Annotated in this window: 18 protein-coding genes and 3 pseudogenes; 9 read left to right on the top strand and 12 right to left on the bottom strand. The window is 42.9% G+C overall.

Annotated features, from left to right (window positions below):
• Window positions 1-134: 134 nt before the first annotated feature.
• Together V7K31_RS16360 and V7K31_RS16355 are read left to right on the top strand one after the other, a co-directional pair.
• Window positions 135-611: pseudogene (locus V7K31_RS16360) on the top strand (NAD-binding protein); the annotation flags it as partial.
• Window positions 612-778: 167 nt separating this feature from the next.
• Window positions 779-2,503: a potassium channel family protein gene (locus V7K31_RS16355; RefSeq protein WP_335095364.1), complete on the top strand. Its 1,725-nt coding sequence runs from the start codon at window positions 779-781 to the stop codon at window positions 2,501-2,503.
• A gap of 436 nt (window positions 2,504-2,939) precedes the next feature.
• Here the strand turns inward: V7K31_RS16355 and V7K31_RS16350 are convergent, their stop codons facing one another.
• Entirely contained in the window at window positions 2,940-3,644 is a 705-nt protein-coding gene (locus tag V7K31_RS16350) for a mobilization protein (RefSeq protein WP_334826425.1), read from the bottom strand.
• 845 nt (window positions 3,645-4,489) lie between these two features.
• On the opposite strand from V7K31_RS16350, the gene V7K31_RS16345 reads away from it, so the two are divergent.
• The 4 genes from V7K31_RS16345 to V7K31_RS16330 all read left to right on the top strand — a co-directional run bounded on the left by V7K31_RS16345 (window position 4,490) and on the right by V7K31_RS16330 (window position 9,900).
• Window positions 4,490-5,527, top strand: coding sequence for a J domain-containing protein (locus V7K31_RS16345; protein WP_335095362.1), 1,038 nt, complete (start codon window positions 4,490-4,492; stop codon window positions 5,525-5,527).
• A 600-nt stretch (window positions 5,528-6,127) separates the two neighbouring features.
• Window positions 6,128-6,337 carry a hypothetical protein gene (locus V7K31_RS16340; RefSeq protein ID WP_335095360.1) on the top strand — a complete coding sequence of 70 codons (210 nt, stop codon included), beginning with the start codon at window positions 6,128-6,130 and terminating at the stop codon, window positions 6,335-6,337.
• A 64-nt stretch (window positions 6,338-6,401) separates the two neighbouring features.
• On the top strand, window positions 6,402-8,066 hold the full coding sequence (locus tag V7K31_RS16335; protein ID WP_335095358.1) for an FAD-dependent oxidoreductase: 1,665 nt from the start codon (window positions 6,402-6,404) through the stop codon (window positions 8,064-8,066).
• Window positions 8,067-8,502: 436 nt separating this feature from the next.
• On the top strand, window positions 8,503-9,900 hold the full coding sequence (locus V7K31_RS16330) for an ATP-binding protein (protein ID WP_335095357.1): 1,398 nt from the start codon (window positions 8,503-8,505) through the stop codon (window positions 9,898-9,900).
• A gap of 293 nt (window positions 9,901-10,193) precedes the next feature.
• Here the strand turns inward: V7K31_RS16330 and pabB are convergent, their stop codons facing one another.
• From pabB to kdpA (V7K31_RS16280), 10 genes and pseudogenes are all read right to left on the bottom strand, one after another.
• Entirely contained in the window at window positions 10,194-12,344 is a 2,151-nt protein-coding gene (gene pabB / locus V7K31_RS16325; RefSeq protein WP_335095356.1) for an aminodeoxychorismate synthase component I, read from the bottom strand.
• A 301-nt stretch (window positions 12,345-12,645) separates the two neighbouring features.
• A complete protein-coding gene (locus V7K31_RS16320; RefSeq protein ID WP_335095355.1) occupies window positions 12,646-14,106 on the bottom strand; it encodes a hypothetical protein in 1,461 nt (486 codons plus the stop codon).
• Between the two features lie 117 nt (window positions 14,107-14,223).
• Window positions 14,224-14,478, bottom strand: a pseudogene (locus V7K31_RS16315) (DUF7219 family protein).
• Between the two features lie 179 nt (window positions 14,479-14,657).
• Window positions 14,658-16,358 (bottom strand): potassium-transporting ATPase subunit KdpA, encoded by a 1,701-nt coding sequence (gene kdpA, locus V7K31_RS16310; RefSeq protein WP_335095455.1) that lies wholly within the window; start codon window positions 16,356-16,358, stop codon window positions 14,658-14,660.
• 44 nt (window positions 16,359-16,402) lie between these two features.
• Window positions 16,403-16,801 carry a hypothetical protein gene (locus tag V7K31_RS16305; RefSeq protein ID WP_335095354.1) on the bottom strand — a complete coding sequence of 133 codons (399 nt, stop codon included), beginning with the start codon at window positions 16,799-16,801 and terminating at the stop codon, window positions 16,403-16,405.
• A 93-nt stretch (window positions 16,802-16,894) separates the two neighbouring features.
• Window positions 16,895-17,260, bottom strand: coding sequence for a TrkA C-terminal domain-containing protein (locus V7K31_RS16300; RefSeq protein ID WP_335095352.1), 366 nt, complete (start codon window positions 17,258-17,260; stop codon window positions 16,895-16,897).
• Between the two features lie 495 nt (window positions 17,261-17,755).
• The gene (kdpC, locus tag V7K31_RS16295; protein ID WP_335095351.1) at window positions 17,756-18,394 is read right to left on the bottom strand and encodes a K(+)-transporting ATPase subunit C; all 639 of its coding nucleotides are present in this window, start codon (window positions 18,392-18,394) and stop codon (window positions 17,756-17,758) included.
• Complete coding sequence (locus V7K31_RS16290) at window positions 18,394-18,663, bottom strand: potassium-transporting ATPase subunit F (protein ID WP_334826210.1); 270 nt, start codon at window positions 18,661-18,663, stop codon at window positions 18,394-18,396. The genes kdpC and V7K31_RS16290 overlap by 1 nt, the downstream gene beginning before the upstream one ends.
• 6 nt (window positions 18,664-18,669) lie before the next feature.
• Window positions 18,670-20,811: a potassium-transporting ATPase subunit KdpB gene (kdpB, locus tag V7K31_RS16285; protein WP_335095350.1), complete on the bottom strand. Its 2,142-nt coding sequence runs from the start codon at window positions 20,809-20,811 to the stop codon at window positions 18,670-18,672.
• Between the two features lie 61 nt (window positions 20,812-20,872).
• Window positions 20,873-22,618, bottom strand: a complete 1,746-nt coding sequence (gene kdpA, locus V7K31_RS16280) for a potassium-transporting ATPase subunit KdpA (protein WP_335095349.1) — start codon at window positions 22,616-22,618, stop codon at window positions 20,873-20,875.
• Between the two features lie 748 nt (window positions 22,619-23,366).
• On the opposite strand from kdpA (V7K31_RS16280), the gene V7K31_RS16275 reads away from it, so the two are divergent.
• A complete protein-coding gene (locus V7K31_RS16275; protein WP_335095347.1) occupies window positions 23,367-23,645 on the top strand; it encodes a hypothetical protein in 279 nt (92 codons plus the stop codon).
• A 280-nt stretch (window positions 23,646-23,925) separates the two neighbouring features.
• Here V7K31_RS16275 and V7K31_RS16270 read toward each other — a convergent pair.
• Window positions 23,926-24,015: pseudogene (locus V7K31_RS16270) on the bottom strand (ISAzo13-like element transposase-related protein); the annotation flags it as partial.
• 779 nt (window positions 24,016-24,794) lie between these two features.
• Here V7K31_RS16270 and V7K31_RS16265 point away from each other — a divergent pair.
• Both V7K31_RS16265 and V7K31_RS16260 read left to right on the top strand, forming a co-directional pair.
• On the top strand, window positions 24,795-25,436 hold the full coding sequence (locus tag V7K31_RS16265; RefSeq protein WP_335095345.1) for a hypothetical protein: 642 nt from the start codon (window positions 24,795-24,797) through the stop codon (window positions 25,434-25,436).
• Between the two features lie 10 nt (window positions 25,437-25,446).
• Window positions 25,447-26,253 (top strand): pentapeptide repeat-containing protein, encoded by an 807-nt coding sequence (locus tag V7K31_RS16260; RefSeq protein WP_335095343.1) that lies wholly within the window; start codon window positions 25,447-25,449, stop codon window positions 26,251-26,253.
• Window positions 26,254-26,801 lie beyond the last annotated feature (548 nt).

The following is a 26,801-nucleotide window of genomic DNA, read 5'->3' as shown; positions in this document are numbered from 1 at the left end:
TTTTAACGAACCGCAGAGGCGCAGAGAGCGCAGAGAGAGGAATCTACAAAAATTTTCACAAATGATTTAGGACTGCTATATAATCCTAGAAAACACGTACTGTTAGCAGTCTCAAATGCTGCCATCAACAGAAAGTGCATCTCCCTCCTAGCACCAATCCCAAAAAACCCCAAGACCTTTTCTTAGTATGCGGACTCCAAAGTTTAGGGCAACATTGTGTTGCAGTCCTCAAGGAGTACGATGTTAAAGTCAGCGCCATTGATGATGTGCGGCGCGAACATTGGGAAGTCCCTGAAGTACCAAGTTTACTAGAAAAGTTAATCATCGGAGACTGCCGCCAGCCAAGTGTTTTAGAGCAGGCAGGTATCAGCCAGTGTCGTTCAATACTTTTAGTTACCAGAAATGAGCGGATAAATATCGAAGCTGCGTTTGCAGCACGACGTCTGAATCCGCACATTCGCCTGATTGTACGTTCCGACAAACAAAATTTTAACAAACTCTTGTGGGAAAATCTCGGCAATTTTGTTGCCTTTGAGCCTACCCATCTCTCAGCTCATGCCTTCGCTCTGACAGCCCTCGGCTCTGAAGCTATTGGATATTTCACCTTAGAGGATGTTTGAAAAGTATTTTTGGTAACATCAAAGCATTAAGAACCTAACCCCCCTAGTCCCCCTTCCCTACGAGGGAATGGGGTTTCAAAGCCTCTCTCCCTGTGGGGGAGAGGTTTGGAGAGGGGTTTCTAGTATACTTTACGACTTTTCAAACATCCTCTAAGAGGATGTTTGAAAAGGGTCAGTTTGAGCCTCAAGTGCGACTCAGGGCGCGATCTCAAATCCTAAAACTCCGATTCTCTCGTAGCAGTTTCTCGGTAGCTAGGGTAGTGAAACAGACGCTGGAGGACTTTTCAAACATCCTCTTAGAAGGGGAACTATTGCAAGTGATAAAGCACCAGGTACAAGCGAAGGATAGCTGGTGTAATGGCAAGCCAGTACATAGACTGAATCTTAGAACTCGCCGCATCTTGAGTCACAGACCTGTTTCATCTGACCCACTCAAAGAATTGTTTGGCTGGAACCCAGAGGCAGAAGTCCAGGTAGGAGACACGCTAGTTTACATTGATGTTGCATACGATTTGGCTTTATCTGAGCAACACCGGAAATCTCATGGCCAAAGGTGGCAGTGGCAACAGTTTATCCAAGGCATCACAGCGAAAAATCTCAAGGATAAAATAGCGCAATTTTGGCAATCTTACTACCGAAGCCAAAATCAAATCCAGCGAATTGCGACAATCTATGCCATTACTGTATTTATTCTGTGGTTCCTTGGAATAGTTCTTTACCGCTTATATTATCCTCACATCTCCCTCGAAGAAGCTTTCTATGCAACAGGAGTCTTGCTGTTAGGAGGATACGGAGATTTATTTGGCGGTGTTGAGTTTACATCGCAATCAGAACCTTCAGACCATATGCCTTGGTGGTTGCGGTTGTTTAGCCTGGGACTCACGCTGACAGGTCAAGCTTTCGTAGGAGTATTGTATGCACTACTAACTGATGCCCTTGTCACTTCCAGATTCCAGTTTTTCAATTCCCGTCCTCCCATCCCACAACGCAACCATGTGGTGATTATTGGCTTAAATCGCTTGGGACAGAGAGTGGCTGCTCTTTTGCAAGAACTCAACCAGCCGTTAGTAGGAATTCATCCTAACACTCTCGAACCAGACACTTTACCCGATATGCCCCTGATTGTTGGCAATGCTAGCGAAGCACTGACTAAGGTGAATCTCTCCCATGCCAAAAGCATCGTTTTAGTCGGGGACGATAACATGGAAAATCTGGAAATTGGTTTGATGGCTCATGCAATGAACCCCGCCACTACCTTGATTATCCGCTCTCAAGACCGCCAATTTAGTGATAATATCGCCCCTCTATTTCCCTATGCTCAAGTTCTGTGTGGTGCGGCTTTGTCGGCGGAAGTCTTTGCTTGTGCCGCCTTTGGAGAAAATGTTCTGAGCTTGTTTCACTTAAGCGAGCAAATAGTCATGGTGACGGAATACAAGATTGAAGAAGGCGATACTCTCAATGGGTTGCTTCTATCTGAAATAGCCTATGGCTACAGTGTTGTGCCGATTCTCTACCAGAAATATCAGCAAGGTAATTATTCTTTGATGCCCTGGTATGATGTTAAACTTCATGCTGGCGATCGCTTGATTGTTTTAGCCACAAGCACTAGTTTACAGCGAATTGAATGGGGTGAAATGCTGCCTCGCCAATGGAGCGTGCAGATTGAAAAAGCTCTGACTACAAATGCGATTACGTATGGTGTTGAAGAAATAGTCCTAATTACGGGATGTAGTTCCGCTACTGCTAGGCAATGGATGAATAATTTGCCTATAGTATTGCCAATACCACTTTATAAACATCAAGCTCAACGCCTGGTGCGCGAGTTAACAAAAATACAAGTTTTGGCAAATATAATCTTTATTGGGCAACCATCAAATAGCTAAATTAGCGTCACTTTGAAGGCTAATTTAGTGTCTGTCTAATTAGCTGAATGAAAAGACCTCTAGAGAGGTTTTACTATGCAAAACCGTCCCTCTCCGACTCGGCTACGGTGTACACACAAGTCGAAAAAAGCTCCATTGACCATTTCTCGTTCCCATGCAGAGCATGGGAATGGCTGATTAGAGGCTCTGCCTCCAGTCAAAATTGAGTCGGAGCGGAGCCTCAATGAATGCATTCCCAGGCTCCGCCTGGGAACGAGTCAACGAGTCAATAATAGACCAAAAGACGCGATAAATCGCCGTCTCTACGAAGGACTGATTATTGTAAAGACGGCGATTTATCGCGTCTCTTTTATCGCGTCTCTTTTAAAACTCCAGTCATAACTGCCTCAGCCTAATAAATAACTAAACAAGCGTGCCATTCCTATCTAGGGCTTTGCTATTCAACTTTTTCATACCAGATACCTACTCTCTCAAACGCACTATAGGAAAGCTTCAGAAAATTCACTACTCTCTGTCTCCCAATTATCCCAAATTCTTTATACTCTCTCGCCTCCGCAAACGTCAGACGATTTTGGTCAATTATGTTTCTTTCTCTATATGCTAACTTCGGAAAATCTATAACTTTTATCTTATATTTATTTACTATTTTCTGAAAGTTTGAGTCTGACTCTATATGCTCCCAATCATCACACAGCCCTAAATTCCTCACCAGAATATGAGGGATTCTCTCACCGTAGGTATTCAGTGACTGAGCAAACAGGTTCATGCTGTCGTATCCTCCTGTCGATACAAACCATTTGCAAAACATCACTCCCTGCGAACTCCCTAGTTCAAATAATTGATTAGAGTCAATCCACCCTTGTACTGCTCTATGCGATTGTGCGGCTAAATTCACAATTACTGGCTTCTCTATCGCCCACTCAAATATTTTATCTGCCTTATCTGCCTGTCGTTCATTCTCACTAAACACAGCATACTTACATATCTCCTTATACACCCCTGCTACGTCTGGATTCGACCTATCTGTATCCACTGGTACAAACGGGATTTTCTTATCCAGACAATACTGAATCATTGTCCTAGTAAAGAGAGACTTTCCTACCCCGCCTTTTTCACCATCCACCAAATGAATCGTCGGCATTACAGCCACCTCTAATACTTATTAAACTTGTCTGATACATCTTTCCCAGGCTGAGAACTTTTTGGCGGTTGCCGCCTAATAGTTTTGGTAGTTTTCTGAGATGCCTTTATCTCAAGGAATTTTCTGTCCTGGGGTTGTGCGTACCATTCGTTCTGTTGAATTGGCTCAAAATTTAATTAATCCTATCACCACACCCTCTTGTGTGCTTGATAAGATCATACATATTAATCAAATTTGATCCACTGAATTAACCAGTACACGACTTTTACCCCTTCCACCTTCAGAAACTCGCTAGAGAAGATGTAGTTTCTCAAACTCCTTGGAGTCACTAGGTATCCCTGACTAGGGTGTTGACTTTGAACCCTTTGAAATGATAGCTTTTCACACAGAAACTGTGCCACAAGATGTAATCTCGGAAGCCGCTCGTTGATGAAAAAGTTCAAAAGCCCAATCAGCCCTTATAAGAGAAGGTAGGAGGCAGACGGCAGTTCTTGGTGAGCAAACAATTATGAATGAAAACTTTACTTCGACAAGCTCAGTAATCATAGTTCTGAGTATAAAATCCAGTTAAAAAAGAAGAATTGTATCGAGACGTGCAGCGCGAGATACAAAGCGTCCTTGCGCTTGGATTCCAACTGAGCCTCCTGCCTCCTGTCTGAGGTGTGTTATTTTCGCATTGATCTAATAACTTTGACAGTTATAGCAGTTCTCTCTCAGTTTAGTGAGGTACAAGAACCCCACCCCCAACCCCCTCCCCGCTCTTCGAGAGGGGGCTATGATGTAACTCATGTGATTAGGAAACGCTATATAGTTTTTTTAAACCTTGAAAAAAATAGAAATCTTTTATGCCTCGAACCAACTCATCTCCATCCCACTCAACTAGAGTAACTCCACTGGCTCTTTCGGAATTACATCTGAGATTAGAGTTTTTAGAAAAAGAACATAAATCTCTACTTAAAAAGATTAAGAGAAAGCGAACGGAACTGAAGAATTTTGTTGAACAGATGCGAACTCTCGGCACAGAAATATTTCATCAAGCCAGTCCCAGCTTCCAAAAAATGGCTGAGTTAGACGATAATATTCATACTCTATTTGATGAAATCTTTACTAGTAGAAAGTTTGGCAAACAAACCCTTAAAAATATAGAAGCAGTTTATCTTAACCTCCAGATGACAGGAATCATTAGTCGCAAACAATTCAATCCAGAGCTAGAGGAACTATTTAAAAGTTCCGCTACAGAAGAAGGTTTCTCAAAAGAAACTGCTGAAGATCGTCATCAACATTGGCAAACACAAGAGTCTGTAGAATCTCCGTCTGTAGCAAGAACAGAGGAATCTAGAAAAATTCGTCAAACATTTCTGAAATTAGCTGAAATCTTTCACCCTGATAAGGTAAAAGACAGTGAGACACAGAGATATCATACAGAAATTATGAAAGAAATCAATAAAGCCTACCAAGAAGGAGATTTGGCAAGACTTCTAGAAATTGAACGAATTCAGGAAGTCGGAGAAATTATTGATAATAATAACGAGGATGATTTAACTCGAAAATGTCGAACTCTAGAACAGCAAAATCAAATTCTGATCAATCAATATGAAAACTTTAAACGGGAACTACGTTTGGCAAAAAATACTCCAGAAGGAGCGATGGTTTCTGATTCTCGTCAAGCCGCTAAAAAAGGTATTGACTCTATGGCTATTATGGTAGAAACAATAGAATCTCAACTTGATGTTGTTTATCAGATTCGGGATTTTGTTAAGGACTTTAAAGAGCAGAAGATCACTATCAAAGAATTTCTCGATGGACCAGTAAGCTTGCACTCCTTAGACGAGGAAATTATGCAAGATATTCTAGAACAGATGTTGTCAGAATTAATGAGATAGTAAACGATCTTGCCCAAGCAAAGGTTATTAGACTTCTTGCATAAATCAATAAATTTGAACCCCACCCCGCCAAAGCTACGCTTTGTCTCCCCTCCCGAAGAGCGAGGAGGGGATTAAGGCTGAGGTGTTTGGGACTTTTGCAAGAGGTCTATTGTTTCTAAATTTTTGTGAAGAATAACTCCAGAATATCACTGCGATCGCTCGTGGAAACCGCCTCTACGAAGGGAGAAATAACGGCTTGTTAATTGATGACAACGGTATTTTAACAAGTCTCCGTAACGCCCTTGCCAGATCCTCTCGCGCTGAAGTAGGAAGCGAAGATGAAAGTATAACAGCTTGCCGTTTTTGATTTGCTCATACATCCTCACGCTCAAAACCCTGCTGGTATAATTTCCGGATCAAAAATGGTTAAGGATTAACATCAATGACCAAAATAGCTTTATGATTTTCTACGAAAGCAGATTTGAAATTATTCAGGTCTACTACCAAAATATTATCAAGCTCATTCTGGAACGTGGTGAATCACCTTTAGGTAATTCGTAGAATGCCGGTGTTAAACCTTCTTCCAGAGTCAAAGAAAGTACAGGGAGATCAAAAAGTATGGCTGAACATCCATTTAATGACCAACTGAGTTTAGAAGAACAAACTGAAAAACTTGGAAAGCAAGCAGTAACATTAGGTTTGATTCCTAGCTTTGTGGTACATTACTTTGCCGATACCTGGGTATTTTATATACCTAATGAAAGTAAATCACAACCACTGACACCAGAAGAGGCATACCTGCGTTTAAAGCAACTGGTTAAACAGTAGATATTTTCACCAGAGATTTTTGAAGATAGCGGCTAGGCAATGCAATTGTTAAGTAACAGTAGTTATGGCAAAACCTGCAATTTTAACGGTCGATGATGATCCAGAAGTGTTGCAAGCCGTGTCACGAGACTTGCGGCATCAGTATGGCGATCGCTTTCGCATTGTCCGGGCAGATTCCGGTATTACCGCTCTGGACGCGGTGCAGCAATTAAAATTGCGGAATGAAGTAGTTGCTCTGTTTTTGGTGGATCAAAGAATGCCCGAAATGGGAGGTGTGGAGTTTCTTGAACAGGCAAAAGACATCTTTCCTGATGCGAAACGTGCTTTGCTGACAGCGTATGCAGATACAGATGCTGCGATTAAGTCAATTAATAGTGTCAGACTTGATTACTACTTACTTAAGCCCTGGAATCCACCAGAAGAGAGACTATATCCGATTTTGGATGATTTGCTAGATGACTGGCTAGCTGGATTCCGCCCACCCTTTGAAGGGATTCGAGTCATTGGTAATCGCTGGTCGCCTTTGTCCCATCAGGTAAAAGAATTCCTGGCGCGTAACCAGATTCCCTACAAGTGGTTGGATATTGAACTGGAGCCGGATGCAGCAAAATTAGTGGAATACGCAGAAGCTGATGGCAAACAGCAATTGCCCTTAGTGCTGTTTCCCGATGGTTCTCGATTAATCCAACCATCTAATTTAGAGATTGCCGCTAAAATTGGCCTGCAAACCCAGGCAGAGCGACCCTTCTATGACTTAGCGATCGTGGGTGGTGGACCTGCCGGACTAGCCGCAGCCGTCTATGGCGCTTCCGAGGGATTAAGTACGGTCTTAATTGAGCGTGAAGCACCAGGCGGTCAAGCAGGCACGAGTTCACGCATTGAGAACTATCTGGGGTTTCCTGTTGGCTTGAGCGGCAGCGATTTGGCTCGGCGGGGAGTCACTCAGGCGCGGCGATTTGGGGTAGAAATTCTCACTCCTGCCGTAGTCATCGGTGTTAGGCTGCAAGATCCTTATCGGGTTCTGCAATTGGAAGATGGCAGCGAGATTAGTTGCCATGCACTTTTAGTTGCAACCGGCGTTTCCTACCGTTGGTTAAATGTCCCAGGAGCCGAGAAGCTCACAGGAGCCGGGGTTTATTACGGTGCTGCCATGACTGAGGCGATCGCCTGTAGCAATGAAGAGGTTTACTTAGTAGGCGGCGCAAATTCTGCGGGACAAGCAGCAATGCATTTTTCTAAGTATGCTAGCAAAGTGATCGTCTTAGTGCGGGGTGAATCGCTTTCATCGAGTATGTCCCAATATTTGATTGACCAGATTGCAGCTACTGCAAATATCAAAGTTTGCACAGGTTGTAGCCTCGTGGAAGTAAAGGGAGATGAACATCTAGAAGAAATTGTGATTGCCCATGCCAAGACTGGACAAACTCAAACCCTACCAGCGCGATCGCTTTTTATCTTCATCGGTGCTAGCCCTAAAACTGATTGGCTTGATGGTGTTATTCAACGCGATGCTCAGGGGTTTATCATCACAGGGCCAGACTTAATGCCTAATCAAAAATCTCCTCCAGGTTGGCGTTTAGAACGCTCTCCTTTTTTGCTAGAGGCCAGCGTTCCTGGGATCTTTGCAGCCGGAGATGTGCGATCCGGATCAATTAAGCGGGTGGCATCCGGTGTGGGTGAAGGTTCCATCGCCATTCAATTCGTTCACCGCTACTTGAGCAATGTTTAGCTGGAGCAAGAAAAACTAAGTACAGCATTTCATTAATTCGTAGCGAATTAAATTTAGCAATACGTTGCAATGCTAAAACATCGGGATGCATTGTTAATGCGTCCCTCTACAATGCCAATGCATCCTAATACAATGTTAATGTGTCTCTGTGCAATGCCAATGCATCCCCTTGCAATGGTAATGTTTCCCCTTGCAATGTTAATGCTTCCCAATGCAATGTTAATGCGTTCCCCTGCATTAAAAACGCTACGCTTTTACACAAAACTGTACTAAGAATAAGAATTAAATAACATACAATTTATGTCCCTGGCTTACCTCACCCTCAATCCCTCTCCTTATAAAGAAGAGGGAAGCTAGAGAATATAAGGAGAGGGAAGCTAAAGACAGGATGAAGTTTTGCATTTTATTTAATCTACGTTACTAAGGAGGTTAATTGATGTTGTGTATTGAGGAATTGATTAACTTAGACCCTTTTCAACAGCTTCCGAAAGAGCAATTGGAGTGGGTTTGCGATCGCGCTCAAACAGTTGAACTCCTTGCCGGAGAAGTGTTGGCACATGAGGGAGATCCTGGACACGGCTTATTTATCCTAGTCAAAGGTAAAATTAATCTTACCCGCCGCACTCAAGGAGTTGAAATTCCCATCGGGCAACATCAAGCCCCATCCTTTTTTGGTGAAATTCCAGTCCTCACAGATGAACCTGTACCTGTGACAATGCGGGCATTGACAGATTGCAACCTCTATGAAGTTAAGGCAGAAGATTTCCGTAAACTGCTGCATGAATGTCGTGATTTTGAGCGGATGGTCTTCCGCATTATGGAACGTCGTCTTCGCGGGCTAGAGTCTTTTATTCGTGGACGGGAAAAGATGGCAGCTTTAGGGACACTTGCCGCCGGTTTAGCTCATGAACTCAACAACCCAGCATCAGCCCTCGTTCGGACTTTAGAGGAAATGCCAGCCGCCATCTTAGAGCTACAACGAATGAACTTAGTTTATGGGCAACGCAATGTTGACCAAGCGCATACTCAACAATGGTTAAAAGTGCGCGATCAAGGCTATGATGCAATTTTGAATAATCGCCTAGATCCAGTCACACTAAGCGATCGCGAAACCGTGTTGCTGGAATGGTTAGAAGATTATGGTGTAAAACAGGCATGGAAATTAGCAGAACCTTTAGCGGAAGGTGGTGTTGAGGTCGAAACTCTAGATCAAATGATGGAACGTTGGCGCAGCGACGACACTGAATTGCGAGAAATGGGATTGCACTGGCTATCGCTTTCTTTTGAAGTCATATCGATGATTAAACATGGTTTGCGAGGAGCCGAGAGGATTTCCGAACTTGTGCAAGCGATGAAGTCTTATGCTTATCTCGATCAAGGCGTTCAGCAAGAAGTGAATCTGCATCAAGGTTTAGAAGATACATTGCGATTATTTGCTCATAAACTTAAGTGTGGTGTCCAAGTTCAACGCAATTACGATCAACATCTTCCGAAAATGCTTGCTTATGGCAGCGAACTGAATCAGGTGTGGACAAACTTAATTGACAACGCCATTGATGCAATGGATGGTAAGGGATTGCTGGAAATTACAACACAGCATTGCGATCGCTTTGCCCATATTCACATCATCGATTCTGGCAGTGGAATTCCACCTGAAATTCAAACGCGCATTTTTGAACCTTTCTTCACCACCAAAGCAGTGGGGCGTGGTTCAGGACTTGGTTTGGAAACCGTTCGCCGGATTGTAGAAAATCGCCATCACGGTACGGTTTCATTTGAGTCGCAACCAGGGAGAACTTTTTTCACCATTTGCTTGCCGTTATCAAATCAATAGACCTCTTGCATAAATCAATAAATTTGAACCCCACCCCGCCAAAGCTACGCTTGTCTCCCCTCCTGCTTGCGGGGCTACAGTGTACATACGAGTCTTTCTGAACGGCAATTTTCGGATTAAGTCTCATAGCCTCTGAGATACCTCACCCTGGTTTTACTACGTAAAACCTGTCCCTCTCCTTATTAAGGAGAGGGATTAAAGATAGGACTCTTTGAGGTTTTAAAGGACTTTTGGGTAATCGGATAACTGGCTGGGGGTGGGGTGTTAGGGACTTTTGCAAGAGGTCTAATAAATTATTTAAAGAAGGATGCAGTTGTTGTTTCTAATCCCAGAATGTGATACATCTCTGGCTTAAATGTGCCGTGCATTGTGAGAACGATCGCATGAATTAAAGCTTCCGCTTTCAGCAGCGTTTCTTGAAACTCTATCTCAGGATCGGAAAGCGCCACAATCCCGCCACCGATACCAATAGAAGTTTGATTAGGAGTTAGAACAGCAGTGCGAATTACAATATTCAAATCGGCTGAACCATTCAATCCCAAAAAGCCGATCGCTCCTGAATACACTCCCCGCGCTTCTTGTTCCAGGCGATCGATAATTTGCATAGTTCTGAGTTTGGGCGCACCTATCATCGAGCCTCCGGGAAATGAAGCCCGCACGCAATCTATTGCTGTTAAATCTGGTCGCAAATGCCCACGTACTGTTGTTACCAGTTGATGCATCGTTGCATAGGTTTCTACATCCATTAACTTCGGTACGTGAATGCTACCGATTTCACAAACTCGTCCCAAATCATTGCGTAACAGATCGACAATCATCAGATTCTCAGCCCTGTCTTTTTCGCTGTTGCGTAGCTGTTCTTTGAGGATAAAATCTTCTTCAGGGAGTTTTCCGCGTCTCAGGGTTCCCTTAATCGGCTTAGTTTCTACCCAACCCTCCTGATCAATCCGCAAAAATCGTTCTGGAGATGAGCAGGCGATCGCAATCTCACCAAAGCGCAAAAATGCTGCATAGGGGGCAGGATTGAGCCTACGTAATCTGCGGTAGAATGTCAATGGATCGGGGGTTATATTAGTATAAAGCTGATTTGTCAGGCAAACTTGATAGGTTTCCCCTTCATGAATTTCGTCTAAGCAATGGTGAATATCATTAATATAAGTCTGGTAAGTACGACTTAAACGGAATTTGACTGGCTGACTATTTCCCTGAGCTACAAGGGGAGGAAGAGGAGTCAGGGTTTCGAGTTGTTGTTGAATAGTATCAAACCAAGTTTCTAACTGTTGTGTTTGTCCTTTTTTGATTAATTGCAGCAAATAGATACACTGTTCTTGGTGATCGATGGCAATCATGCGATCGGCAAATAAGAAAATTGCATCAGGTAATGGTGAAGAATGCACCAATGACGATCCAGACTCTGCCTTGAGTTCATAGCCAAAATAGCCAACAAATCCACAGTTAAAATCAAACGGTAAATCATCAGCTTGGCAACTTCGGAGGTCAATTTCTCCTTTGAGATACTCAAAAATATTTTCGCTGCGATGGGTAACACGATCTGACTGTGCGATCGTCAGTTCTTGCGTTTGGGTATGGTAGCGCACCAAGAGGCTATTTTCCCCGCTCCCATCGCCCATAAACGAGAAGCGAGATAGACTGGGTTCCACACGGCTACTGTCTAACCAAAAGGCATTTGCTGCTTGCCGAAACAAATCGACAAATATTTGTTCTGTGTTCGGGCAAATATCCAGTTTGCGCCGATGAAGTTCAAACTTCTGAGACTGTTTTTCGCAGGGTTCATCGATAGGAGGAGCAATAAATCCATATCCAGTCCAATACCGCTTTTCTGAACTTCTTAATGATTTATCTATAAATTGCAGCGTGATATCTCTAAAGTTTTCTAGCAATGTTTGTCCATATTCTGTACAGATAGACTCTGGGTGAAACTGCACACCCCAAAAAGGTAGATGTCGATGACGCAATCCCATCACCAGTCCTTCCTCAGTCCAAGCAATTTTTTCTAAACACTCAGGTAATTCATCAGCAACTATTAAGGAGTGATAGCGCACCACAGAAAACTGACTGGGAATGCCTTGGAATAATTTGGAATCATTATGATAAATTTTACTGAGTCTACCGTGTCGAACTTCCGGTGCATGAATCACTCTTCCACCATATAGGTAGCCAAGTCCTTGATGCCCCAGACAAACTCCCAGCAAAGGCACATCCACGTTTTCAATTATCTGTCGGCAGACTCCAAAATCTTCTGACCTTTCTGGACGACCGGGACCAGGTGAAATCACAATGTTGTCAAATGCAATTTTTTTCAATTCATCCCAGTTAAGCTGATCATTAGGAATTACCAGAGGCAGTTCCCCATTTACCTCGGCAATCATCTGGTAAAGATTAAAGGTATAAGAGTCATAATTATCAATAATTAATGTGTGCATACATACTAAATTACAGCAGAATTCAAGTATTTGAACCACATCTGTTGTAATGGCACAGCATTGCTCATTGGTGTCAACTTAAGCACAAACCCTTTTAAAACCTCGTTTCCAGCCTTCTTGCTGGAAATGCACTTCAATTGAGGCTCTGCCGCCAGTCGGAGACTCTTAACAAGACTTTAATCCCTCTCCTTACTAAGGAGAGGGACAGATTTTGCATAGCAAAACCAGGGTGAGGTTTTCTTAATGCTATTCGATAAACCGTAAATTGCGTCCAGAGAGACTTGTTTGCTAAAGTTCGCGTTTATACCAGAATTTCGCTAGATTTTGTGCCATTTCTGGACTTGATCTTCTTATTCTTAACCCTGATTTGCGGTAAATCCTTTTTATCTTTGTAAAAGTAACAAATTTCCACTAGAGTTGGCCATATTTCTAGAGAACCGTGAAATTGGCTAATGACATCATCAATAATTCTGGAAACGTTTTGCTGAAAAAAGTCTGGTTCAAACCCATAAAATGCTCTCGATAAGTTCTCAGCAAAAAATTGCAGGGACTGCTTACGTTCTTCATTCTGGGTAGACATTGAGGCTTTGACTACCTGGCTGTGGATACCAGAGATTTTTTCCAGGATTTCCTCAGAGTCTAGCAACGTTACCTCGCCAGAGTAATCAAACTTGATTCCCAGATCATCAAGATGATAAACACTGCTTTTAATCTTCTTTTTCAGCAGGCTACATATTTCCTCATTAAAGAGTTCACTAGCCAGAGGATTACGCATATAATTATTTCTAATGTGGTTTTGGACAGCATCAACGTGTGCAGCCACAATCCCCTCTTGCTGTATCCAAATCCTGTAGATATAATCTTCAAATCTCAGCCGAGTTGGAAAAAATGGTGGTAAACCTAGCTGATTATCATATCCAGCGACTCCACAATCCATTCTCCAGTTTTTGTTAGTAATGACAGGTCGAAAATTGGTGAGAATATAAAAATCATTCAGGTCATTTGGACTTATTTGGTTTTCATCATTGAGATACATCTGAATAAAATCAAGTGTATCGATATCATTAGTTCCTGTGCGAAAACTTTGGGCAATCTTGACGATCGCATTATTTAAGACTCTTCCCTGTTGTAATACGAGGCTGTTTTCTCGAAAGTATCCCTTAGTCGTATTAGTTTCTAAATCCATTGCTGTATCAACAACTAATTCTCCAGCCTCGAAATTTTTCGGTACATGGCTAGCTTTTTGACCTAGAACATCAGCAAAAGCTGTGAGTAAGTCAAAAGATTTATGGACGTAGCCGCCTTGTTGGCTAGACTTGATTAATTTACCTCGACATATTTCATCGCCTGTTAAAGATTCTGGGCTAGTTTCAATTAATGCATCTGGTCGCATATCATCATCTGCACTAACCATTAAATGACCAAGAGTATACATCAGCGTGAAGTTGCGATTTCCGCCATAACTAGGTCGGAATAAGTTTTTGACTAATGATTCAAGCTTGCGATCGCGCAGTCTTTCATTTAAAAATGTAATAAATTCCTCTTTCTGTTGGGGACCGACATAAAACACATCATTGACAGTCTTAGTCTGCTCTAAAAGTGGGTAATATTTCTCGTGGTTGGCAATGCTGGAATCATCAAAGACGATAATTTTTAAAGCATGACCATTTGCCCAGAAGTTCTCATCATATTTTTCGATGGTCTCTGCTACATCTCTCAGTCGATGAGTCGGAATAACAAATATCGTCTCTTTTTGTTTCATAAAATGTGTTTAGGTTTATCAAATTAAGTATCAACAGTTCAAACTCTGTTTAAATGTTCTCAGTCTACCAATCAAGGCATCGCTTTTGTTGCATTTTTATCAGGATATTCAACTAAATTAAACTGATAGATCGCTACCAATTCCTAGCTGATTTTTACTACGTTCTAACTGTTTCCATAGTGCTTCAATTTGACTAAAAGCTTCTTCAGGAGATAGTTTTGCACCAGTTTATAAACTAGTAATATAGCTAATTTTTTGAGCAAATTCTTGGAGGTTGGCATTAAATACTAGGTTCTTTGGCTTCACTTGACCGTAGTAGCGATCGCGAGGGTAGAGAAAGCTATTTATATCTTCATAATGGGACTGTGCCATTAATTTACTCCTGATGAAAAACCTGATTTTTTAGCTATTGGGTGGCTGATTGCAGCGACCTGAGATAATTCCATTTGGCAATACTGTTTCGTAGGGAGTGACAGAATTGTTACCCTGGATGTCGTTGTTTTTTGAAGCTTCATAAATACAAACTTCAGTCTAGAAGTGAGGATTAGAGATTATCTTCCTATGGCAATTTGGAAAGCTTCGGCAACAGGACCCAGAACCAAAACAGGAAAAAATGTCAATGCTCCCAGAATCAAAATGGTGGCGGCAGTCACGCTGGTAAATAATGGAGTATCTGTATTTAGGGTTGCGGTTGAGGTAGGTACGGGTAGCTTGCACGACAAGCTATCTGCTAGCAATAACAAAACAATGATCGGAATAAACCGTCCCATCCAGAGGGTAAATGCTGTTGTCAGGTTCCACCACAAAGCAGTCGGGGCGGGTTGGGTATCTGCCAAGCCTTCAAACCCGGAACCGTTACCCGCCGCCGCCGATGCATACTCATAAATCACCTGGGTAAAACCATGAAAGCCAGGATTACTCATCCCTGCAAGTTGGTCAGGAAAAGCAATGGTAATAGCACTGGGCAGTAAAATCAATAGCGGGTGAATCAGAATAATTACGCTTGCCAGGGTAATTTCCGGTTTCTCGATTTTTCGTCCCAAAAACTCTGGCGTTCGTCCCACAATTAAGCCAGTTAGGAACACTGCTAAAAACATATACACCACCAAATAAGCAGCCCCAGTACCCATCGCTCCCCAAATCACTTGCAAAAACAGGTTGAGCAAAGCACAAAATCCACCGGATGGCATCAGCGAGTCGAACATCCCGTTAGCAGAACCAGTCATGGTTGCTGTTGTGGTGATGGCGAATAAGGCAGTTTCCGCCCAGCCTAACCGGACTTCTTTACCCTCCAAATTGGGCTGCTGACTACCCAACAGGGCATTCACGGCGGGATTACCCTGATACTCCCCGATCGCAGTTACGCTAATTAAGACTACAAAAATGGCGAATACCATCCAGAACAGTAGGCGAGTCTGTTTTAAGTTACCGATGAAGATACCGTAGGTGTGGAGTAATGCCGTGGGAATCAGCAACATTGACACCACTTGCAGCAAATTCGTACCGCCATTGGGATTTTCAAAAGGATGAGCAGAGTTGCCAGCAAAGAAGGCTCCACCGTTCTCACCCAGCATTTTAATGCTTTCAAAATGGGCAATGGGGCCACGAGCGATCGCCTGAGTTGCTCCCTCTAAGGTGGTAAAATTTACAGGACCGCCCAGAGTTTGGGGCACACCACCCAAGATCAACAACACCGTACTGACAATCGCCAAGGGTAGTAATACTCGCGTCATCGAGCGAGTCAAATCTACATAAAAGTTGCCCAAAGGTCTACCTGTTAAGCCGCGAATGAAGGCAATTCCCACCGCTAATCCGGTAGCAGGCGCAACAAACATCAAGAAGCCCAATGCTGTTATCTGGCTCAGGTAGGACATTGTGCTTTCTGGTACATAGTGTTGCAAATCGGCAGCTACTAAGAAAGAAATCGTGGTGTGTAATGCTGTGTCCCAAGTGGGGATCCCTAAATCGGTGGGGTTCAACGGTAGTAAACTCTGAAAAAGCAGCAGTAGTAGTGCTAAAACTGCCATTGCTGTATTGCTGAGTAAGACTGCGATCGCATATTCTCTTCCAGTCATGCTCTTTTGCGATTCAATACCTATGAGGAGATAAATTAAGCGCTCCAATGGGTTCATCACTGGATCGAGCCAGGTTTTGTGCATGAAAAAGACTTCAGCTAAGTAGTGTCCTACGATTGGCACTAACATTACAACTAGCAACAGGGTGAGGAAGATTTGCACAAATCCTTGGAGCATAATTGGCAAGCTGGGCATAAAGCGATCGCCATAGTGTGACTCACCTATTTAATCCTATAGTCAGAGCAATTGAGTGCTTCTTTAGTTAGAACATTGGCAGGGTTTACTGCACACTTTAGATAATGGTTGTTGTTAAAAAATTGGCAGTTTTTACAGGGATGTTGCTGAAAATGTTTGATGCTTACTATTTCGTCTTTATCTTGTGCCGCAGTTTCTGGGGGATCTTCTACTGCTTTGCAGGCATATGAAACAAGAAAAACGACAATTGTCCAAACAATCATGAAGGAAATGTGAGCCAAAAATACTGCTACAAAGGGAATGTCTCCTTCATGTGGTTTTGGAGCATTATGTGTTGCCTTAGTTGGGTTAGCTTCAATCAGGGTGGATTGATGAACACTTTTTTGGGCGGATACATCAAGTCGGAAAAGCTCCGAAATATGCATATTAAAAACCTTTAGTTAGTCGAACTCAGATTCAGTAAATTTCATCTACAATTAAACATCTTCAGAAGATAGCTCAACTAAATATTCATCTGTCTAATAATATGTAGAATTGAAACTAGTTATTACCTCTGAATCATCTGAATCAACAGATTGGCTAGCTGTTGGTCGAGCTTCCAGTAAGCAATAGTTGAGGGCGTAGTAAACAGAGTGAATTTTCTTGAGAGTGACTTTGAGAGCCGGAACCATCATGGGATGGGTTGCGATCGCTAAGATGTAGTCTCCAGCAAAAATTGTGGGATTTTCTGTTGCTGAAATTACTTGAATTTCTCGTAAAATTCCTAGAAAAATGCATTGATCGGGTAACTGAATTTCAGTTAAAGGAATGCCACAGTAAACGCTATTAGCTTGGATTAAAACCCCAAACAGGCTTGGTTCTAAAGCTTTTTTATTTTTCAGCACAAAACATTTTTTAACTCTAATAGTATTGTGCAATATTTTACAGACAAAATATTTTTTTATGAGATATATTTTCCGGATATATAAAATGGATTAACCAAATTAAATATATGTTTATTGATTAGCTAAATAAGCATATATTTAGAGATATAGCTTTAGTTATAGCGAATCCTTAAGCAACTGAGGCTACGGTGTACACATCAGTCTTTCTGAACGCAATTTATGGTTGAGTCTCATAGCCCCTAAGATACCTCACCCTGGTTTTACGTAGTAAAACCTGTCCCTCTCCTTATTAAGGAGAGGGATTAAAGATAGGACAGGATCAGGTTTTGGGTAATCGGATAACTTGTGTGTACACCGTAGGCTCTTGGAGAGAGGGCTATCATGTATTTCATGTGATTAGGAAATCCGATAATCATTCATGAATAATAAGATTCCCGACTTCTTGAAGAAGTCGGGAATCTTAGGCTTTCGATTTTAATTTGGAATTTTAAATTGTTATTTTTTAATCTGATCCAGAGCTAAATTCAGCTTCAACACATTAACTCCAGGCTCACCAAAGATACCGAGAAAGCGACCATCGGTGTTTTGAGAAATCAAAGTTTCCAGTTGGTTCGACTGAAATCCTCGCGCCTTGGACACGCGTGCAATTTGTGCGATCGCAGCTTCGGGGGTAATATGGGGGTCAAGGCTGGAACCAGAGGTGTAGAGTAGGTCGCCAGTCGGCTGCACACCTGCTTTCTTCAGACGATTCAAGTCACCTTCAATTTTTTTGGTGGGGTCGGGGTCATCTTTACCTTTGATGCGTTCCAGTAATGCGGGATTACTGGGAGCCAAGTTACTAGCACCAGAAACCCCAGTTTTCAAAACTCCCCCATCGTCCTTTTTGGGATCAGCTGTGCTGTAACTAGTGGTACTGGGACGGCTGTTAAAATAGCGATCGCTAGTAAAAGGTTGACCAATCAAGGCAGAACCCACAACTTGACCGGCGCTATTTTTCAGTAGACTACCGTTTGCTTGAAACGGAAACACAATCTGCCCAATGACAATCATCGCCAAAGGATAAATAATTGCTCCGATGACCCAAAGTACCAAGGTAGAACGAACAGCTCTGCTAGCTTCGCGTGCAAAACTCATTAGAATTTCTCCGGTACAAACATGACAAAAAATAAATAGATAGAAAGCCCTAGCGTCACCATTCCTAACAGTCCCAATCCCCAAGATTGACTGCGGGAAAGTTGTTCACCAGTAGCAGCATAGACTATAGGTGCAACCACTAGGTTGAAACACATGGCCAGGAACAAATACAGTGGCAGCTTTTGTCTGCGCCATTGACACCAGATTTCAGTTATTTCTTCTAATACTTGGGATGCAGCAATCGTGCGTCGAATCTGAACGGGTTTCATAGTAAATTAAGACAAAGGTAAGATAATATCTATCAGTTTGATGGCAATGAAGGGAGCAATGATGCCACCAAGTCCATAAATCAAGATGTTGCGACGTAGCAGTTGATCTGCTGTTAAAGGTAAGAACTTCACCCCTTTGAGTGCTAGCGGAATTAATGCCGGAATAATCAAGGCATTATAAATCAACGCCGAGACGATCGCAGATTGGGCACTCTTTAATCCCATAATATTAAGTGCGCCGATTCCAGCAGCTGCAAAGATAGTGGGAATGATCGCAAAATATTTGGCAATATCGTTAGCGATCGAGAATGTTGTCAAGGCTCCACGGGTAATTAGCAACTGTTTACCTATGGTTACTAGGTCAATCAGCTTCGTGGGGTCAGAGTCTAAGTCCACCATGTTAGCAGCTTCTTTAGCAGCTTGCGTCCCAGAATTCATCGCCACACCCACGTTTGCTTGAGCGAGGGCGGGTGCATCGTTAGTACCATCCCCAGTCATTGCCACCAGTTTACCCTGAGCTTGTTCGGAGCGAATCACCTCAATTTTGTCTTCTGGAGTCGCTTCGGCAATGAAATCATCCACCCCAGCTTCTTCAGCAATCACCGAAGCGGTAATTCGGTTGTCACCTGTGAGCATGACGGTACGAACACCCATGCGGCGGAGTTGATCAAACCGTTCCCGCAGTCCAGGTTTCACAATATCTTTGAGGTAGATGACACCATAAATTTTGTCATCTAGGGTAACAGCTAAAGGTGTACCGCCTAACCGGCAAACTCGCTCATAAGCTGCGTCTGTATCATCAGGAATGTAGCCGCCACGAGAACGGACAAATCCCTTAATGGCATCCACCGCTCCTTTGCGAATTTGTTTGCCATCGGGTAGATTCGTGCCACTCATGCGGGTTTTCGCCGTAAATTCCACACCTTCGGCTTTGTCAATATTGAAATCTACCGCAGCCTGATATTTTTCTGCCAATTTCACAATTGACTTGCCTTCTGGCGTTTCATCAAACAAGCTAGCAGCTAGGGAGACTCGCGCCACATCTTCTAGTGAGTGATTATCTAGAGGAATAAACTCATCAGCCATCCGATTACCCAAGGTAATAGTGCCTGTCTTATCTAACACCAGGGTGTTAATGTCACCGCAGGCTTCTACTGCTCGACCAGAGGTAGCAATGACGTTAAATTGGGCAACCCTATCCATCCCGGCGATGCCGATCGCACTGAGCAAACCACCGATAGTTGTGGGAATTAAAGCTACCAGTAACGATATTAAAATCGCAACGCTAGCACCCGCACGCAAACTGTTTCCCGCCTCAGCCCCAAATGCTGTGCTGATAAAGCTGCTGATGTAGCCCACGTAGGGAGGGATGGTTGAGACTACAATCAAGAACACCTGCGTTAGCACTGCCAACAATACCGTCAAAGCAATCTCGTTGGGAGTTTTGCTACGTTCTGCCCCTTCTACGAGGGCAATCATGCGATCGATAAAGCCTTGACCAGGATCAGCACTAATGCGAATTGTCAACTCGTCTGAAAGTAGGCGTGTACCTCCTGTCACCGAACTGGCAATATCTGTACCTGGTTGCTTCAATACAGGGGCAGATTCCCCAGTAATGGCAGACTCATCCACTGAGCCGATGCCTTTAATCACATCCCCATCGGCGGGAATCATATTATTTGCAACCACCTTAACCAAATCGCCCCGCCGCAGTTCTGTAGAGTTGACTTGTTGTACAGAACCATCAGGGAGGATTTTGTTAGCGATCGTATCCGATCGCGTCGATCGCAGTGAATCAGCCTGTGCTTTACCACGTCCTTCAGCCACAGCTTCGGCAAAGTTGGCAAAAACCAGGGTGAAAAAGAGAATAAAGGTAATCAACCCGTTTAACAAGCGTTGTTGATTGATATCTGCCTGGACTGTGCCAAACAGATTTGGGTTAAGAGTAACAAGAAAGGTGACAATTGTCCCCACCCAAACAACAAACATAACTGGGTTTTTGACAGTAATTCGAGGATCGAGCTTGATAAATGACTCACGAATTGCTCTCTGGTAAAGTCCCCGCGTATCCACCTTAGGGGTATGCTTGCGTGAGTCACGAGTTCCAGATGGAATACGGGGTGAAGGAGAATCAGTAGTAGTTGGCATACATTAATATCAGAGCAATCTGACTGAATCCAAAATCCAAAATCTAAAATCTAAAATTCTCTCAGCCGATGCCTTTGGCGATAAAAAAGGCTTCAGCAATGGGACCTAATGCCAGCACTGGGAAGAATGTGAGTGCGCCCAAGATTAAAATCACGCCTGCGGTAACGCCTGTAAATAGTCCGGTATCGGTTCGCAATGTCCCAGTTGTGTAGGGAACAGCTTGCTTACGGGACATGCTATCTGCTAGCAACAGCAAACCGATGATTGGGACATAGCGTCCTGCCAGTAAACTGAAACAGGTACTCAGGTTCCACCAGAGGGCGGTTGCGGTAGTTTTGGCGCCTGTAGCGATCGCCAAAGGAGAAGGTTGGGAATCGCCTAAACCTTCAAACCCAGAACCGTTGTTCGCAGCAGCTGAGGCATATTCGTAAATCACCTGAGAAAAGCCGTGAAAGCCGGGATTGCTAATTCCTGCCAGTTGGTCAGGAAAAGCTAAGGCGATTCCCCCCGGAATCAAAATGGCGATCGGGTGAACTAGCAAAATTAGAAAGCTAGCAAGGACAACTTCACGCTTCTCAATCTTGCGTCCCAGAAATTCTGGCGTGCGTCCCACCATTAAACCCGTGACGAATACCGCCAGGATGCTATAGGCAAATAAGTAAGCTGTTCCAGTACCCTGTCCACCCCACATGATTTGCAGGAACATATTCGAGAGAAAAATAAAACCACCGGCGGGCATAAAGGAGTCGTGGAAACTGTTGACGGCTCCGCACATGGTTCCGGTTGTACTTACCGCAAATAATACAGATTGTGCCCAACCAAACCGGACTTCTTTACCCTCTAGGTTCGGTTGCTGACTGCCCAAAAGCGTATTTACAGCCGGATTCCCGTTGTATTCACCAATAGCGGTGACAATCAGAAATCCGAGAAAAATTACACCGACCATGCTGTAGAGTAACCAGGCTTGTTTGGTGTTATTTGCAAACAAGCCATAGGTATAGATCAGGGATGTGGGAATGGAAAGCATTGCCACAATCTGAATTAAATTAGTAAATCCACTGGGATTTTCAAAAGGATGTGCTGAGTTGATGGCAAAAAAGCCACCGCCGTTTTCTCCTAATTGCTTGATAATTTCAAAGTGGGCAACTGGACCACGAGCGATCGCCTGACTGATATTTGGATCTTCCAAGGTAGGGAATACAACTGCACCCGCCAGTGTTTCGGGAACGCCAGCTGCCATAAAGACGATGCCGCCCACAATACAAATAGGCAGCAAAATTCGGGTAATCGTGCGAATTAGGTCTACATAAAAGTTGCCTAACGATCTCCCCGTCAATCCCCGAATAAAGGCAATTCCTACCGCCAAACCAGTTGCAGCAGAGGTGAACATGTGGTAGCCCAGCCCGAACATTTGACTACCGTAGCTCAAGTAGGTTTCACCAGAATAATGCTGCTGGTTGGTATTAGTAATAAAGGAAATCGTGGTATGTACTATGGTGTCCCAGGTTGGGGCATCTATCTTGGTTGGGTTAAGCGGTAGCCATCCTTGATTTGCGATCAGCAAGAAAATCAGCAACATCATGACTACGTTGCTGTACAGGATTGCTCGCGCATACTGCCAACCCGTCATGTTTTCTTTATTTGTAACGCCAACCAAGGCATACAGCAGTCGCTCAACCGGATTCAAAACTGGGTCGAAAAAAGTACTTTCTTCTAAATATACACGCGCCATGTAGCGCCCAAAAAATGGAGTTATCGCTACTATAATTAGTAGCGTTAGTGCAATTTGAATCCATCCTTGTAGCATTGGATTATTTAAACTCCGACATGAATAAATTTCAGATGAATATCAGATATTTTTTGCCACGAATCAGAAAAAATAATCAAGTATATTGGCATTATTAATTAGCTAACCTATAACTCTGGGCTTCCTAATCAATCATCGGGCTTTTTGTGAGGGAACACAAGGTATAAATTGATATTTAAACTAGTCTATATAAGGAATATATTTATATATATACAAGTCTTCATAACGTTTATCTCGATATATATCTGCAAATATAGAAGGACAGCTAAATGCTAAACAAACAGCTAACTAGGACGGCGTAAGTAATTCCTAATGATGCTCGCATACTCGTTAGCGTAATTAAGTTTTGTTAACAGGAGGTTAAGGTTATCGCCAAAGACTTTGACAACTCAAATAGGGCATGAAAAAGCAGGCGATCGCACAGAATAACTTTCTAAGTAACTGGAACTATGATTTGGCTATGGCAATTATTGACGGTATGGAAGCCCGAAGTATCAAAGGTTGATATGTCTTAGAACGTTTTATATTTAATTTCGCCTAGCTACTTAGGTGGACAAACATTAGTAGAAAGGGAGTTGGGAGTTATTATCTTCATTCCTCTCATCTCCCCCATTTTCCTCATTCGCCCACTCTGCCTTCTATTACAAGAGGTAAAGATTAAGCTACAACTTTGGGAGTCTCTGAGATAATAAACTTGTAGAGTATCTTTTGAGAATTTAGCAAAGTTATAAGCATTGGAGCAAAGCAAATGAATGTTAGATTGATCGCTTTCTCTGGCTTTGTGACGGCATTTGTGGGTGGAGGACTTGGCTTTCTTATTGCTAATTTATTTCCTTGCCACTACACAAGTCAAATATATCAACATCTGGAGCAGAAATACGCAATAGTTGGTGCATTTGCTGGCTTGGTGATTGGTTCTAGTCAAGAAATGATTCGAGAACTCAAGCAAGAGCGGGATGCGGAAGAAGACTTGCTGCGAGATTTCAACAGAGCTATTCAGTCAAATACAAATAAAGATAATCACTGATTTGTTAGTGGAGTTCCATCTGGGTTCCTCGTCACCCAGAGCGATGAAGTCACGTCGCTTCTCTAACGAGACGCTGCGCGAACGCTCCGAATTCAAAATTCATGCATTCAAAATGCAAAGATTTTTGATCCCCATAAATAAATTTAGTTGCTCTGTAATAAGGACCGGAGGCGGAGCGTCTCCGGCTCCGCTTTGAATTTAAAAGTGCTGTGCCTCTCGAAATACATTTTTTTGCTTCTCGATAAATAAATTCAGTTGCTCTGTATCCTTTGCGTTTTCGGTCAAGTAAACTACCATTCCAATGCTGTTCTAACCAACCAAAGCAACGTTCTATCGGGTTGTATTTGCTATGATAGGGCGGATAATAGGCTGCACACTGAAACGATTATAGGATCAATCATTCTGTGGAGTTCTCTAAATGAAGCCAAGCATTGCTTGATTTGGGCATTGTAGGCAGTGATTTGTGTCTAGTAAAACTTGTACAATTGGCAAGGCGGTTTTTACTATCAAAGTACTTGTCATACCAAATAAGGAAAGGATGTATTGTTTCAACAGCAGGATAACGGATGGGAAACCTCTCATAACAAGGTTTTGGAATATATCTTAATTACGAATTAGGAATTACGTTATAGCGTTTCCCGACAAGCTTAAGTTGACACCAATGGGCAGTGCCCTTACGGGTGTCAACTTAAGCTAAAAGTCTTTTCAAATCTCGTTTCCAGCCTTCTTGCTGGAAATGCACCTCCTGGCGGCTCTGCCGCCAGCAAGGGAGGCGGAGCCTCTAGAACGGCATTCCTAGTCTTTGACTGGGAACGAGATAATCTATAAAATCTTCTTTTAGACTGGCTTTCACGCTAAGTTGACACCAATGGGCAGTGCCGTACCCCTACACCAGGCGATATAATGTTGTACCGCATCTGAATGGGAACCGCTATAGCGTATCCCTACTTTTGAGCAAGCTACGCTTAACCTCTCGTAGAGAAGAGGGGCGCAGCCCATTATAAATTAGTATCAGGCGTAAGATTTATCGACAGCAAAATTTTTCTACTTTGTCTTTTTCCATCCTTGACTTGTGGCTAAAATGCTCCAAGTTAGGCGCTCATATCTTGCAATAGATAACTTTTACCCTTATGACTGGAGAGCAAAATCTTGGGAATAGAGCTACGCAGTTTCGTATTTCTCGACAGCCTGCAACCTCAACATGCAGCATATATGGGAACAGTAGCTCAAGGCTTCTTACCATTACCAGGGGATACATCGCTGTGGATTGAAATCTCTCCTGGTATCGAAATTAATAAGATTACGGATGTAGCCCTGAAAGCTGCCTCAGTCCGTCCTGGAGTGCAGGTAGTTGAACGACTTTACGGACTATTAGAAGTTCATTCTAGCTCCCAAGGCGAAACGCGAGCTGCTGGTGAAGCCATTTTGGCGTTACTGGGAGTCCGAAGAGAGGAATGTCTCAAACCGCGTGTTGTTTCTAGCCAGATTATCCGCAACATCGATGCTTACCAAACACAACTTATTAATCGCACGCGCCGGGGACAGCTACTACTAGCAGGGCAAACGCTGTATGTATTAGAAGTGGAGCCTGCTGCTTACGCGGCACTGGCTGCGAATGAAGCGGAGAAAGCGGCGGCGATTAACATCCTTGAGGTTCAAGCTGTAGGTAGCTTTGGACGGCTTTACTTAGGTGGAAAAGAACAAGATATTCTCGCAGGTGCGGCAGGAGCGTTAGCGGCCATTGATAGTGTAGCTGGTCGGGCAAATCCTTTGGGTGGGCGTCAGGAGTAAAGGACAGAAAATGGCAAATCGAGAGCATCTAGCTTTATTGAAAGCAGGTGCAGTTACATGGATTGAGTGGAGAAAGAAAAATCCTCAAATTGAACCAGACCTCAGCGCCGCAAACCTGCAAGGGGATAACCTCAGAGGCGCAAACCTCCAGGGGGTAAATTTGAGAAAGGTGGATTTGGGTAATGCTTTACTCGTGCGAGCAAACCTCAGTGGTGCTGACCTTAGTAGTGCCAACCTCTACAAAGCCTTCCTCGTTGAAGCTAACCTGAGTGATGCTAACTTCAGTGTTGCTAACTTGAGTGGTGCTATACTTACGCAGGCGGATTTGAGTCATGCCAATTTGATTGGAGCTGACTTGAGTGAGGCAAATCTTAGAGACGCTGCGATCGCTCATGCTAATCTAATTGGAACAGACTTGAAAGGCGCTAACTTGAGAGATGCCGATTTAGGTGCAGCGAAGTTAATACGGGCTAATCTTTCTTTTGCCAACCTCACTGAAGCTAACTTGATTGCGGCTGACCTTAGCGAGGCAAGTTTATACGAGGCCGAAATGTTGGGGGCTTATCTTTATAAAACTGACTTATACAAAGCTAATCTGAATAAGGCTCACCTCACTGGTGCTTACCTGCTGCGGGCTAACCTCAGTGAAGCTGATTTGAGTCAAGCTGATTTGAGTTGGACTAACCTTAGAAGTGCGAATTTGGCAGGGGCGAATCTCAGAGGAGCTAACCTTAGAGGAGCTGACATTAGGGGAGCTAACCTCAGTGGCGTAAATCTTCAGGAGGCAATTATGCCTGACGCTTCAAGGCACGATTAGTTTACAAGAAAAAGTAATTGACGTTTAGGTTCATTTTTTGGAATTTAGACAAATTTGCGGTGAAAAATCACCCAACACTGCTGAGTTAATTAGGTTCATTAAGCTTGAATTTATCACCATGCTTTTTGGGGCATCCCTTGCCAGGATAAGCTTTAGTACTTAAAGGAAGCATATAAAATTTATGTAAAGCTTAACTGTTATTAAGCATAAAAAACGCTCTGAATAATCTATCAATTTAACTTATGTATTTTAAAATGTATTTGTATAATAGAAATACATTTTTTTTTACGAACAAAAAATTATATTGAAACTTAACTTAACAAAAATGCTGTATGAAGGTGAATGAAAAATCTTGTAACCTATACTAAAAAAACAGTATGTTTGAAAAAAGACTTAATTAAACTTTACAAATATTTCTAGCAGTATTAAAAATTACGAACTTTACATTTTTAAGATTTGGTAAAGAAGTTGATGTAACCTTATACTTCATGATAATTAAATAATTACAGGTGAGTTGAAAATGAAAAAATATAGGAAAAATAATTAAA

The sequence above is a fragment of the Nostoc sp. genome (assembly GCF_036917675.1).
Classification (GTDB): Bacteria; Cyanobacteriota; Cyanobacteriia; order Cyanobacteriales; family Nostocaceae; genus Nostoc.
The sequence above is the reverse complement of the archived record's forward strand: the minus strand, read 5'-3'. Positions and strand labels throughout refer to the sequence as shown.

Excerpts from the sequence above, each read along its gene's own strand:
- V7K31_RS16260 (WP_335095343.1), top strand. The coding sequence starts at position 25,447 with ATGGCAAATCGAGAGCATCTAGCTTTATTGAAAGCAGGTGCAGTTACA.
- V7K31_RS16335 (WP_335095358.1), top strand. The coding sequence starts at position 6,402 with ATGGCAAAACCTGCAATTTTAACGGTCGATGATGATCCAGAAGTGTTG.
- kdpB (WP_335095350.1), bottom strand. The coding sequence starts at position 20,811 with ATGCCAACTACTACTGATTCTCCTTCACCCCGTATTCCATCTGGAACT.
- V7K31_RS16340 (WP_335095360.1), top strand. The coding sequence starts at position 6,128 with ATGGCTGAACATCCATTTAATGACCAACTGAGTTTAGAAGAACAAACT.
- V7K31_RS16320 (WP_335095355.1), bottom strand. The coding sequence starts at position 14,106 with ATGAAACAAAAAGAGACGATATTTGTTATTCCGACTCATCGACTGAGA.
- V7K31_RS16305 (WP_335095354.1), bottom strand. The coding sequence starts at position 16,801 with ATGCATATTTCGGAGCTTTTCCGACTTGATGTATCCGCCCAAAAAAGT.
- kdpA (WP_335095349.1), bottom strand. The coding sequence starts at position 22,618 with ATGCTACAAGGATGGATTCAAATTGCACTAACGCTACTAATTATAGTA.
- V7K31_RS16355 (WP_335095364.1), top strand. The coding sequence starts at position 779 with ATGTTTGAAAAGGGTCAGTTTGAGCCTCAAGTGCGACTCAGGGCGCGA.
- V7K31_RS16275 (WP_335095347.1), top strand. The coding sequence starts at position 23,367 with ATGAATGTTAGATTGATCGCTTTCTCTGGCTTTGTGACGGCATTTGTG.
- pabB (WP_335095356.1), bottom strand. The coding sequence starts at position 12,344 with ATGCACACATTAATTATTGATAATTATGACTCTTATACCTTTAATCTT.
- V7K31_RS16290 (WP_334826210.1), bottom strand. The coding sequence starts at position 18,663 with ATGAAACCCGTTCAGATTCGACGCACGATTGCTGCATCCCAAGTATTA.
- V7K31_RS16345 (WP_335095362.1), top strand. The coding sequence starts at position 4,490 with ATGCCTCGAACCAACTCATCTCCATCCCACTCAACTAGAGTAACTCCA.
- V7K31_RS16330 (WP_335095357.1), top strand. The coding sequence starts at position 8,503 with ATGTTGTGTATTGAGGAATTGATTAACTTAGACCCTTTTCAACAGCTT.
- kdpA (WP_335095455.1), bottom strand. The coding sequence starts at position 16,358 with ATGCTCCAAGGATTTGTGCAAATCTTCCTCACCCTGTTGCTAGTTGTA.
- kdpC (WP_335095351.1), bottom strand. The coding sequence starts at position 18,394 with ATGAGTTTTGCACGCGAAGCTAGCAGAGCTGTTCGTTCTACCTTGGTA.
- V7K31_RS16350 (WP_334826425.1), bottom strand. The coding sequence starts at position 3,644 with ATGCCGACGATTCATTTGGTGGATGGTGAAAAAGGCGGGGTAGGAAAG.